The sequence below is a fragment of the Streptomyces pacificus genome (assembly GCF_011766325.1).
Taxonomy (GTDB): Bacteria; Actinomycetota; Actinomycetes; order Streptomycetales; family Streptomycetaceae; genus Streptomyces; species Streptomyces pacificus.
In genome coordinates, this window is record NZ_BLLG01000006.1 from 150,127 (window position 1) to 162,285 (window position 12,159).

At 72.3% G+C, this 12,159-nt stretch carries 7 protein-coding genes and 1 pseudogene; 5 read left to right on the forward strand and 3 right to left on the reverse strand.

Annotation, left to right across the window (positions count from 1 at the left end; all coding sequences use genetic code 11):
* Positions 1 to 139: 139 nt before the first annotated feature.
* The 3 genes from SCWH03_RS12805 to SCWH03_RS12815 all read left to right on the forward strand — a co-directional run bounded on the left by SCWH03_RS12805 (position 140) and on the right by SCWH03_RS12815 (position 3,718).
* On the forward strand, positions 140 to 562 hold the full coding sequence (locus SCWH03_RS12805) for a DUF7144 family membrane protein (RefSeq protein ID WP_173264307.1): 423 nt from the start codon (positions 140 to 142) through the stop codon (positions 560 to 562).
* 388 nt (positions 563 to 950) lie between these two features.
* Complete coding sequence (locus tag SCWH03_RS12810) at positions 951 to 1,409, forward strand: FxLYD domain-containing protein (RefSeq protein ID WP_254076725.1); 459 nt, start codon at positions 951 to 953, stop codon at positions 1,407 to 1,409.
* A gap of 380 nt (positions 1,410 to 1,789) precedes the next feature.
* A complete protein-coding gene (locus SCWH03_RS12815) occupies positions 1,790 to 3,718 on the forward strand; it encodes an FUSC family protein (RefSeq protein ID WP_173264516.1) in 1,929 nt (642 codons plus the stop codon).
* 175 nt (positions 3,719 to 3,893) lie between these two features.
* Here the strand turns inward: SCWH03_RS12815 and SCWH03_RS12820 are convergent, their stop codons facing one another.
* The gene (locus tag SCWH03_RS12820; protein ID WP_173264308.1) at positions 3,894 to 4,301 is read right to left on the reverse strand and encodes an RNA-binding S4 domain-containing protein; all 408 of its coding nucleotides are present in this window, start codon (positions 4,299 to 4,301) and stop codon (positions 3,894 to 3,896) included.
* 1,415 nt (positions 4,302 to 5,716) lie between these two features.
* On the opposite strand from SCWH03_RS12820, the pseudogene SCWH03_RS29020 reads away from it, so the two are divergent.
* Together SCWH03_RS29020 and metG are read left to right on the forward strand one after the other, a co-directional pair.
* Positions 5,717 to 6,628 (forward strand): annotated as a pseudogene (locus SCWH03_RS29020) (VWA domain-containing protein); the annotation flags it as partial.
* A 239-nt stretch (positions 6,629 to 6,867) separates the two neighbouring features.
* A complete protein-coding gene (metG, locus tag SCWH03_RS12830) occupies positions 6,868 to 8,511 on the forward strand; it encodes a methionine--tRNA ligase (protein WP_173264310.1) in 1,644 nt (547 codons plus the stop codon).
* A 464-nt stretch (positions 8,512 to 8,975) separates the two neighbouring features.
* Here metG and SCWH03_RS12835 read toward each other — a convergent pair whose 3' ends face one another.
* Together SCWH03_RS12835 and aspS are read right to left on the reverse strand one after the other, a co-directional pair.
* Entirely contained in the window at positions 8,976 to 9,761 is a 786-nt protein-coding gene (locus tag SCWH03_RS12835) for a L,D-transpeptidase family protein (protein ID WP_173264311.1), read from the reverse strand.
* Positions 9,762 to 10,099: 338 nt separating this feature from the next.
* Positions 10,100 to 11,887: an aspartate--tRNA ligase gene (gene aspS, locus SCWH03_RS12840; protein WP_173264312.1), complete on the reverse strand. Its 1,788-nt coding sequence runs from the start codon at positions 11,885 to 11,887 to the stop codon at positions 10,100 to 10,102.
* Positions 11,888 to 12,159 lie beyond the last annotated feature (272 nt).

A 12,159-nucleotide genomic window follows, 5' to 3' on the forward strand; every position in this document is an offset into this window, starting at 1 on the left:
GCGGAAGCCCGCGGAACCCGGCGGGATTGCGCCCCGGAGGCACCGGCAGCGTCCGGGGGAACCCGCCGGGCGGCACCGGCCGTAACCCGGACGGATCCGCCGAAGTGCCGTGGCGGGCCCTTCGCCCCACGATGGCCCCATGAGCCAACACACTGCACGGAGCGAGTCGGGGGCCGGTCCGGACAACGGATGGGCGGCGGGCGGCACCCTCTTCGCCGGGGTCCTGATGATGGTCATCGGAATCATCAGCATCCTCGAAGGGATCGCCGGCATCGTCGAGGACGAGGTCTACTTCCGGGTCGGCGGCTATGTCTTCTCGTGGAATCTCACCGCCTGGGGCTGGGTCCATCTGGTCCTGGGCGTCCTGGTGGCGGTCACCGGCTGGGGAATCCTCAGGGGCATGGAATGGTCGCGCTACCTGGGTGTCGCCCTGGCGTCGCTCAACATCATCGTCCAGTTCCTGTTCCTGCCCTACCAGCCGATCTGGGCGTTCTTCTCCATGGCCGTCTCGGTGTTCGTCATCTGGGCGCTGGTGTCCACGGAATCCCACCGCACCGCCTGACCCGGCGTCGGCCCGTCCCGGCCGGATCCCCGGTGACCCGGGTGACCCGGGTGACCCCATATGCCCCGCGTGACCCGGCCCGATCCCGCCCGGTCCCGTGGGGTGTCCCGCGCGGGATCGGCCGAGCCGGCCGGCCCCCGGGCCGTCCCTCAGCCGCCGTTCGCCATCAGCAGCTCGAACTCGAACGGATCGTGCCGTGAACGATCACGAGGCCGAGTTCGCGTTCGGCGTCGAGCTGCTGATATCGGCACTGCTCGGACTGGCTCCGGTGGCGCCGGACTGACGCGGCACCGGACGGCGGCACCGGACGGCGGCCCGGGCTGCCGGTCGGACGACCGGCCGGCCGGCCGACTGGCCGAACCCGCGCCGGGGGCGCACTCTGGTCCGTATGAGATCGAGCCATGGGATACGGAACGCCGTCGTGGCCGCCGCGAGCGCCGTCGCGCTCGGGGCCGGGATGACCGGCTGTACGAACGACAGTGGCGAGACCCCGAGGTCGGTGGCATCCGAGGCGGGTGAGGCCGTGCAGTCGGCCACCGCGGCCGCGGCCTCCGAGATGGCGAAGATCAAGGACGGTCTCAACGCCACGTCCGAGGTGAAGGCCGGCCCCACAGAGGCCGAGAACAACCGCCTCTCCAACGAGATCACCGCGACGAATCCCACCGACCAGACCGTCGACTACACGGTCCTGGTCAACTGGAAGGACACCGACGGGAATCTGCTGGACGCGACCGTCGTGTCGATCGACGCGGTACCCCCCGGCGGTACGAAGTCGGCGAAGGCGCAGACCCATCGGGACCTCTCGGGCACGCCGCGGGCCGAGATCGTGCAGGCGATCCGGCACTGAGAGCCCGTCACGGCCATTCGGTCGCCTCAGGTCCCGTCGGCGGTGGCCGGCGGGACGCCACGGAACCGAAGACGGTCGCCACGGAACCGAAGACGGCCGTCGACGGGACCGGCGGCGGCCGTCGACGGGACCGGCGGCGGCCGTCACGCAACCCGGGGCGGTCGACGAACCGGTGCCGGCGGTCACGGGAGCCGGTGACCACCTGCCATGTGCGGTGGGCGGCGATCGCGGGTCGGACGGAACGGTTCCCCGGGCTCCGGCGGACGGAACGGCGCGCCGCCCGCCGCCCGCCGGCCGCCGGCACCGAACCGCACCAGGGGTGGCAGGTGACAGGGGTGGCAGTGGAGGAGCGAGGACGGCTGGCCCCGCCGGCATGGCTGGTGTCCGCACTGCGCCCGCAGCGCACCCCCGTGAACTGGGCGGCGGTCGCCCGCGCGTCCGTGGCGCTCTCGGCCCCCCTCGCCGTGGGCTTCGCCGTGGACCGGCCGGTGTTCGGGGCACTGGTGTCGATCGGTGCCCTCGCCGGAGTCATCGGCGACACCGCCGACGCCTACCGGATGCGTCTTCTCAACATCGCCGTGCCCCAGGTCTTCGGAGCCGTCGGGGTCACGCTCGGCACGGTCGCGTACGGCAGGGGATGGCTGACCGTCGCCGTCCTCACCCTGGTGGCCCTGGCCTCCGGAATGATCTCGTCCATCGGCGCCGTGGCCTCGGCCTCGGGACTGCTGCTGTTGCTCAACGCGGTCATCGGGTCGGGGCTGCCGCTGCCCCGGCCCTGGTGGGCGCCCGCACTGCTGCTCGGTCTCGGCGGCCTGTTCGTCCTGGTCCTCGCGCTTCTCGGCTGGCCTCTGCGCGGCGGCGCACCCGAGCGGTCCGCGGTCGCCCGCGCCTACCGGGCGGTCGCCGAGCTGCTGGAAGCGGCCGGCGGCAGCGGGTTCGGCGAGCGCCGCCAGGCAGTCACCCAGTCACTCAACGACTCCTACGACGTGATCCTCGCCCGCCGCGCCATCGACCACGTCCGCAACCCCACGCTGGTGACGCTGCTGGCGCAGCTCAACGCCCTGATCCCGGTCGTCGAGGCCGCCCTCGCCGCTCACCAGCGCGGCCGTCCCCTCCCCGCGGACGCGGTCACCCAGGTCCGGAGGCTCGCCGACGCGGTGGAACGCGGCCCCACCGGCCCGTACCGGCCGGACCTGGCACCGCCCGGCACCCCCACCGAACGCGCGGTCGACCAGGCCCTGCGGCACGCATCCGATGTCGTCCTCGGGAACGATCCCGACCCCCGCGACCCCCGCGGCACGGACGACCGCCTCGGCCGTCCCGCCGCGCTGGGGGTCCGAGTCCGCCGCGCGGCACGCGAGGTGCTGTTCTGCGAGGCGTCCTGGCGCTACGGACTGCGGCTCGCACTGTGCATCGGCCTCGCCCAGACGCTGGTCTCGGTCGTGGAGCTGGAACGGTCGTACTGGGTCCCCCTGACCGTCACCTTCGTCCTGAAGCCCGACTTCGGCTCGGTCTTCTCCCGCGCCGTGGCTCGCGGACTGGGCACGGTGGCGGGCCTGGTGGTCGCGGCGGCCGTGCTCGCCGAGGTGCCGCGCGGCTGGTGGGACGTTCCCGTGCTGTTCGTCCTCGGCGGACTCATCCCCGCGTTCTCGGCCAAGGGGTACGCCTTTCAGACGGCGGCGATCACACCGGTGATCCTGCTGCTGTCCGACCTGCTCAGCCGCCAGGGGATCGGACTGGTCGGGGCCCGTCTGGTGGACAGCCTCATCGGCTGCGCGATCGTGCTGGTCGCCGGGTACCTGCTCTGGCCGGAGAGCTGGCACAGCCGCATCGGGGACCGGCTCGCGGACTCGGTCGACCATGCCGCGCGCCATGTGTCGCTGGCCTTCCGCACCGACGCCGACCAGGCGGAGAAGGCACGGTCCCGGCGCCGGCTGTACCGGGACCTCTCGGCCGTGCGCTCGGAGTTCCAGCGTGCCCTCACCGAGCCGCCCCCCACGGGCGCGCGCGCGAAGGCGTGGTGGCCGCTCGTCGTCGCCGTCGAACGGATCGCGGACGCCACGACCGCGGCCAGGGTCCGCGTCGACCACGGTGCGGCGCCGCCCGCGCGGGGCGAAGTCGACGATGTCGTACGGCAGCTGCACGAACTCGCCGGGGACATCCGCTCCCGTGCGGAACCCTCCGGGGTGCGGGCGGAACCGGAGGGAGACGAGGTGAGCGTCCTCGAACCGCTCCGCCAGGAGGTGGCGGCAGCGCGCATGATCGCCTCCCCGTCCACGAACACACCCGGCACACCCCCCGCGCCATGACCGCGCGTACGGTACGGCCCACCCCGGGCACCCCGGTCCGCATGAGCGCTTCGCGGGTACGGGACATGACCCGCCCCGGGCAGCCGGGAGAGCCCTGACGGCACGGGCGTCACGGTTCCGAACCCGGTCACCGAACAGCGTCACCGAACACGGCACCGCCGCAGCACCGTCCCCGTCAGCGGGAGGACGTCCGGCCGTGGAGGCGCTCCATCTCCCTGCGGTCGCGCTTCGTCGGCCGGCCCGCGCCACGGTCCCGCACCCCTGTAGGCGCGGTGAGTTCACGCGGCGGGGGCGGCGGGCTGTTGTCCACGTAGCACTGCACCGCCGCGGGCGCACCGACGCGTTTGCGGATGATGCGGGAGACCACCACGATCCGCTCCCGGTCAGCGTGGAAGAGACGCACCTCGTCCCCGGTCTTCAGCGCGTGCGCGGGTTTGACGCGCTCGCCGTTGACCCGAACATGGCCTCCACGGCAGGCCGCCGCCGCCTGCGAACGGGTCTTGGTCAGCCGGACCGACCAGATCCAGACGTCGACCCGCACGGTCCCTTCAGCGGCCCCAGGGGCCCCCGTGTCATCCGCCATACGACCGAGGGTACGGGGGATGACTGCGATACGGCCTCGCGACGGCAGGGGTAGCGCGGGTGCAGGCCCGTGGCGACGAGAGGGGGGCGGTGGTGAATCGGTCGATCGACCGGGAGACGAATCGCGAGCGGCCGAGGCGCTCTTGACGCGGGAGGGGCTTGCTGCTCTACGGCAGAGGCGGCCGCTAACCTTACGTGTCCGCGCTGGCCGGAGCTGCGGCGTTGCCGCAGGCAGACCGGGCATTGGCGGAAAATGCGGATACTGATCGCACCCAATTCACGCGAAAGGCCTCGCCCATGGGCATTCGGAGCTTGCTGCGAAAGGTGTTTGGACGCGAGCGTATGGAGTCGTCCTCACCGGCCTCCACGACGACCCCTACCGCCCCCGCCTCCGTCCCGCCCCAGGCCGAGGCCCCCACCCCGCAGGACCGCGCGGCGGACCTGGTCGCGGCGGCGTTCGACGCTCCTCCGGGCACTCGCCCGACGATCCCGCCGGCCCGGACACCGTCCAGGCCGGAAGCCGAGGCGGCGGACGACAAGGCCACCGACACGAACACCGTGCAGGCGGCAGAAACGGCAGACCGGAGAGCAGCGGACACGAGCGCCACCGAACCGGCGGAGACCCCGCAAACACCGGACGACGAGGCCACGAACACCGCGACGACAACGAACACGGAAGACCCGGACACACGCCCGGCAGACGACAAGGCCACCGTCACGGAAACAGCCAAGGCTGCGGACACGAGCACGGCAGCGGCAGAGGCACCCCGGACAGGGGAAGCGACTGCTGCCGGGGACGAGACGCCCTCGGCCGCGGACGCGTCCGCGGCGGCCAGGGCGGCCGGGACCGGCACTCCAGCCGACAGGCCGACGACCACCGCGGCCGAGGCACCCGTACCCGGCACGGAGACCAGTCGCACCGCCGGGGCAACCGCCGACGCTCCCCACGAGACCACCCCGGCCGTTGCGGGCGTTTCAGGTGTTTCAGGCGATCAGGTTGTTGCGGGCGATCCAGGTGGCGCAGCCGTTTCAGGTGGCGCAGCCGTTTCAGGCGGTACCGAGGACACGAAGCCCGCCGAAGCGGAGGCGGACAGCGCGGCCCCCGCCGCCGACGACGACGGGCATCCGAACGCAGCAGGGACCGGCACCACACCGACCGCGACACAGAGCGCGGAAGCAACCGCCGACGCGAACGCCACCCCAACGCTCCCGGACACACGCCCCGACACCGAGGAAGCGAAGGCCGCCCCCCGGCCGGAAGCGGACGGAAGTGCTCCCGCCCAGGCGCCCCCCGGCGCCTCGGCGGCCGGCGCCGACGTGCACACCGAAACCGGGACGGAGCAGCCCGAGCCGACCGATCCGGCCGTCGTCGAAACGCCCACCACGGCGGTTGTCCCCGCTGCGGCCGCGCTCGAGCCGACCGGCCCGGCCACCGCCGCCACCACCACCACCACCACCGAACCCGGCACCGTCGAGCCTGATCTCACCGATCCGGACCTCATCGAGCCCGCACCCGCACCCGCACCCACCGAACCGGACGCCGCCTCCGCCGACGACACTCCCGCGACCGAACCCCGACCCGGTCCCGAGCCACTCGTCATCCCCGAGCCCCGGTCACCCGCCGGCCCCGTCGACGGCGAGCCGACCCCCTCCCTCGCGCGCGTCACCGCGCACGCCCCGGGGCTCGTCGGCGCGTACAAGGCGGCCGGCACGGCGCTGAGCTCGACGGGAGCCGCCGGGACACGCGCGAAGGTGTACCTCGTGCTGGACCGCTCCGGGTCGATGCGGCCCTTCTACAAGGACGGCAGCGCACAGCAGCTCGGCGAGCAGACCCTCGCCCTCGCTGCGCACCTCGACGAGGACGCGTCCGTGCACGTCGTGTTCTTCTCGACGGACATCGACGGCAGCGGCCGGCTGACGCTCGCCGAGCACGAGGGCCGGGTCGACGAGCTCCACGCGGGCCTCGGGCGCATGGGGCGGACCAGCTACCACCGGGCAGTCGAGGAGGTCGTCGCGCACTTCGAGAAATCAGGCGCCGACGGGCCCGCTCTCGTCGTCTTCCAGACCGACGGCCCGCCCGACGCCAAGCAGCCGGCCAGGCAGGCGCTGGCGGACGTGGCCGGCAAGCCGCTCTTCTGGCAGTTCGTGGCCTTCGGCGAGCACGACGCCAAGGGCTTCGACTTCCTGCGCAAGCTCGACGCCGACAGCTCCGTGGAGAACGCCGCGTTCTTCCACGCCGGCCCCGATCCCCGCGAGCTCACCGACGAGGAGCTCTACGAGGGGCTGCTCGGCGCCTTCCCGAAGTGGCTGCACCGCCTCGGCGGCTGAGCACCGCCCCCCGGCCGGTGCGGCGAGAGCGCCGCACCGGCCGCCGAGGCCGGCGACCGGCTCGCCCCGGTGACGACCGGACGCCACCGGCTGAACGGTTCCCTCCGTGCGGCGAGACGGTCGACACCAGGTCGACGAACCCGCCGGTGAATCAGCCGGTGAACCGGCCGGCGGCCCGGCACGGCGCAGGGGAACAACTCGGGTGAGTCGATCTTCACGCGGCCGTTAGGATCTCGACCATGGCGGCCACTGGATCCGAGAAGGACGGGGCGAAGGCGTACTACGTCTCGACCCCCATCTACTACGTCAACGACGCTCCTCACCTGGGCCACGCCTACACGACCGTCGCAGGCGACGTGCTCACCCGCTGGCACCGCCAGCGGGGCGAGAAGGTGTGGTACCTCACCGGCACGGACGAGCACGGTCAGAAGATCATGCGCACCGCGGAGGCGAACGGCGTCAGCCCGCAGGAGTGGTGCGACAAGCTCGTGGAGGAGGCCTGGAAGCCCCTCTGGGAGCATCTGGAGATCGCGAACGACGACTTCATCCGCACGACCGAGCGCCGGCACACCGACCGCGTCAAGGAGTTCGTGCAGGACCTCCACGACAAGGGCGAGATCTACAAGGGCGGATACGAGGGCCCGTACTGCGTGGGCTGCGAGGAGTACAAGCTTCCCGGCGAGCTGCTGGACGGCGAAGGGGAGTACGCCGGCCAGAAGCTGTGCCCTGTGCACAAGAAGCCGGTGGAGATCCTCAAGGAGGAGAACTACTTCTTCAAGCTCAGCGAGTACGGCCCCAGGCTGCTGGAGTTCTACGCGGCCCATCCCGGCTTCATCCAGCCCGAGTCCGCCCGCAACGAGGTCGTGAACTTCGTCAAGCAGGGTCTGCAGGACCTGTCGATCTCCCGATCGACGTTCGACTGGGGCATTCCGATCCCGTGGGACGAGAAGCACGTCATCTACGTGTGGGTCGACGCCCTGCTGAACTACGCGACGGCGGTCGGCTACAACGAGAACCCGGCGAAGTTCGAGGACACGTTCCCCGCGGACGTCCATCTCGTCGGCAAGGACATCCTCCGCTTCCACGCGATCATCTGGCCCGCGATGCTGATGGCCCAGGGACTCCCCGTCCCCGGCAGGATCGCGGCCAACGGCTGGCTGATGGTCGGCGGCGAGAAGATGTCGAAGTCGAACCTGACCGGGATCAAGCCGCAGGATCTCACCTCGCACTTCGGCGTGGACGCGTACCGCTGGTACTTCCTGCGCGCGATCGCGTTCGGCCAGGACGGCTCCTTCTCCTGGGAGGACTTCTCCGCCCGCTACACCAGCGAACTCGCCAACGACTACGGCAACCTGGCGTCCCGGCTCGCCGCGATGGTGGGCAAGTACTTCGGCGGCTCCCTGCCGGAGGCCACGGCGAACGGCGAGGCCGAGAAGGCGGTACAGGAGGGCCTGGCGAGGGCCGTGGCCGAAGCCGACCGCAGGATCGGGGAGGAGCTGGACTTCCAGGGCGGAATCCTGGCGGTCTTCGACTTCGTGAAGCAGGTCAACGGCTACATCACGGAGCAGGAGCCGTGGAAGGTCGCCAAGACCGCGTTCGACCAGTCCGGCGACCCGGCGGTCACCGAGGCGGGCCGGGCCCGCCTCGCGACCATCCTGTACACGGCCGCGGAGTCGCTGCGGGCCGTGGCCGTACTGCTGAACCCGGTCATGCCGGACACCTCGCGGAAGCTGTGGGACTCCCTGGGCGCCGAAGCGTCGCTCGGCGCCCTGGCGGACCAGCGGGTCCAGGACGCGGCGGAATGGGGCGCGCTGCCGGCCGGCTCGACGGTGACGAAGGGCGCGGTGCTCTTCCCGCGCCTCGAGGAGCCCGGCAAGGGCTGAGCGTCCGGCCCGTCCGGCCCGTCCGGCCCGTGTGCCCTGCTCGATTTGTTCGATGCGTTCTGTCCGAGGCGCACCCATCGGTGGGCATCGACGAACCGATGTCCACCGATGCCCACCGGGCTGCGGCCCCGGCGGGGAGCGGCAAGGGGCCCGAGCGCCGGCCGGTCTGCTGTCCGACCAGCGGACCGGTCACGCTGTCCCGGGCCCCTCGGCATGCGCGTACGGCCGCATGCGTGCGTTTTCCGGGCCCGCATGGTGCCAAGCCCGCGTTGCGGGCCGCGGGCCGGTGAGCCCGCATGTTCCTGAACCCGCATGTTCCTGAACCCGCGTGTCCGGGGACCGGGTGTCCCGCGACCGCACCGCCGGGTGCTCCCGCCGCCTGGTCCGCCCCGAAACCCCGGGCTCCTCGTCCGAGTCCCGGCCCCGCAGCCCCGCAGCCCCGCAGCCCCGCAGCCCCGCAGCGGTCAGCGTGCCAGCGAGTCGCTGTCCCCCATCACGACCACCGGCCGCTTGCCCGGATCCAGCCGGCGCAGCAACTCCGCCATCCGGTCCAGTCCGAGCGAGACGCACCCCTGGGTGGGGCCGTCGTGGTCGACGTGGATCCAGACGCCCCCGCCCCGGTCCCAGCCCATGGGCCGCCGCTCGTCGAGGGGGGTCAGTCCGGACTCCCTGTTGTAGTTGATCGCCACCACGTAGTCGAAGGAGCCCCGCAGGCTCTCGCCCCGGAAGCCGGTACCGACGGCCACGAACTCCTCGGACTGGTGGTAGGGGAGACCGGTGCCCGGGTCGGGCAGTCGGCCACCCGCATCGGTGAGCCCGAAGACGCCGATCGGCGTGCGGTGGTCCCCGGCCCAGTGCTCGTCGGTCCAGCCCTTCAGGGCGTTGCGCGCCGGCCAGGGCCCGGCGACGGCCTTCCAGTGGTCCTCCCCGTCGCGCTCGTAGAGCGTCGCCGTGGACTCGCTGGAGTTGCTGGACCTCCCCGTCACCAGGAGGGCCTGACGGGTGCCGTCGGGGACGAGTTCACCGGTTCTGGGCCCGAGGCCCGGCAGCCCGGCGGGCCCCGCCCGGTCCGCGGCGGGCGGGCCGCCGTGCGGCACCGCGTTCGAACCGGCGGGCGGTCCGGCGTGCGGCGCCGCGGAAGGGAGGGGGCCGGCGGCCGGGGACTGCTCCGAGGGCTTCGCGCAGCCCCCGAGCAGCAGTCCGGCGGCCAGCAGGGGCAGCGCTGCTCTGGTCAGTACGGTGCTGAGCACTCCGCGATGTCCTCTCGTGGTCCTCGTGCGGTGCGGGCGGCAGACCGGTCACAGCCGGCCCCGACCGGTCCGCACGGCAGGTGCGGACCGGTCGGCCGCGGCGGCGCGCACCGGGCCCGGCCGGGTCACGGTGGGCCGTCGACGCTCCCCGCGTGCATTCCCGCCGCGGCACCGCCCGTCGTCGGCGCGGCGCAGTGAACGACTCGGAAGGAGCACGAAAACAACGCGGAAGGGCCCGGAACCCGATCCTGGCGATGCCTTGGCGGTCGGTTCCGGGCCCTTCCGGGCTCATCGCGTCGCGGCCCGCTGCCGGGCGGGCCCGCTCGGCGCGTTCGGCCTCACGTGGTGGGCTTGTACGGAGTCGGCTTCGCCGGCCCCTTGTAGAGGCCGATGTGCAGCTCCTTCAGCCGGGCGTCCTCGACCTCCGCCGGGGCGCCCATCAGCAGGTCCTGCGCGTTCTGGTTCAGGGGGAACGCGATGGTCTCGCGGATGTTCGGCTCGTCGGCCAGCAGCATCACGATGCGGTCGACACCGGGGGCGATGCCGCCGTGCGGCGGGGCGCCGTACTGGAAGGCGCGGAGCATGCCGGAGAACTCCCGCTCGACGGTCTCGCGGTCGTAGCCGGCGATCTCGAAGGCCTTGAACATGATGTCGGGCCGGTGGTTCCGGATGGCGCCGGAGGACAGCTCGACGCCGTTGCAGACGATGTCGTACTGCCAGCCGAGGATGTCCAGCGGGTCCTGGGTGCGCAGGGCCTCCAGACCGCCCTGCGGCATGGAGAAGGGGTTGTGCGAGAAGTCGATCCGCCCGGTCTCGGGGTCCTTCTCGTACATCGGGAAGTCGACGATCCAGCAGAACCGGAAGACGTCCTCCTCGAAGTGGCCGGAGCGGCGGGCGGCCTCGACCCGCACCGCACCCATGATCTTGGAGACCTCGTCGAAGTCGCCGGCGCCGAAGAACACCGCGTGACCCGGCTTGAGGGCCAGGCGCTCGGTGAGGACCCCGACGTTCTCCTGGGTGAGGAACTTGGCGATCGGGCCGGACAGCGCGCCGTCGTCACCGACGCGCACCCAGGCCAGGCCCTTGGCCCCCTGCTCCACCGCGTACTCGCCGAGCTGGTCGAAGAACTTCCGCGGCTGGTCCTGGACGGACGGCACCGGCAGGGCCCGGACGTGCCTGCCCGCGAACGCCTTGAACCCGGAGCCCTCGAAGACGTCGCTGATGTCGACGAGTTCCAGCCGCGCCCGCAGGTCGGGCTTGTCGGAGCCGTACGTCAGCATCGCCTCGCGGAAGGGGATCCGCGGGAAGGGCGAGGTGACGTGGCGGCCGCCGCCGAACTCCTCGAACAGCTCGGTCATCAGCCTCTCGACCGGCCGGAAGACGTCCTCCTGCTCGACGAAGCTCATCTCGACGTCGAGCTGGTAGAACTCGCCGGGCGAGCGGTCGGCGCGGGCGTCCTCGTCGCGGAAGCAGGGCGCGATCTGGAAGTAGCGGTCGAAGCCCGCGATCATCAGCAGCTGCTTGAACTGCTGCGGGGCCTGCGGCAACGCGTAGAACTTGCCGGGGTTCAGCCGGGACGGCACCAGGAAGTCGCGGGCGCCCTCGGGGGAGGCCGCGGTGAGGATGGGGGTGGCCATCTCGTTGAAGCCGAGGGCCGTCATCTTCTGCCGGATGGCGGCGATGACGGCGGTGCGCAGCATGATGTTGCGGTGCATGCGCTCGCGGCGCAGGTCGAGGAAGCGGTATTCCAGGCGCCGCTCCTCGTTGACCCCGTCGTCCGTGTTGATCGTGAAGGGCAGCTGGCCCGAGGAGCCGAGCACCTCGACGCCGGTGACCTCGATCTCGATCTCACCGGTCGGCAGCTCCGGGTTGACGTTCTCCGCGCCGCGGGCGGAGACCCTGCCGTCCACCCGGACGACGGACTCCTTGGTGAGGTGGCTCAGCGCCTCGTTGGCCGGGGTGCCGGGGCGGGCGACGAGCTGGACCAGACCGTAGTGGTCGCGGAGGTCGATGAAGAGGATGCCGCCCAGGTCTCGGCGATTGTGCAGCCAGCCGCTCAGCCGGACGTCGGTGCCGACGTCAGAGGCGCGGAGCTCGCCGCAGGTGTGGGACCTGTACCGATGCATCGTTCATCCAGTCTTCGCGATGGGGGATGTGGGCGGACCAAACCAGGTTACCGTCCGGCCCATGGCCACCCGTCCGGATTACCGCGCGGTCCGGCGCGGCCCAGCACGGCCCGGCACGGCCCGGGGACACGGGTGCCACACCGTGCCGCCCCGCAGCCGGGGCCCGGCGTGGCGGCGGCGCGCGTCCGGTTGCCGGGGCCCGGTGGTACGGAGCCGGTACCGGGTGCGCGGCACGGGTGGCGCGCCACTGCGCGGCCCGGTGAAGCGGGATC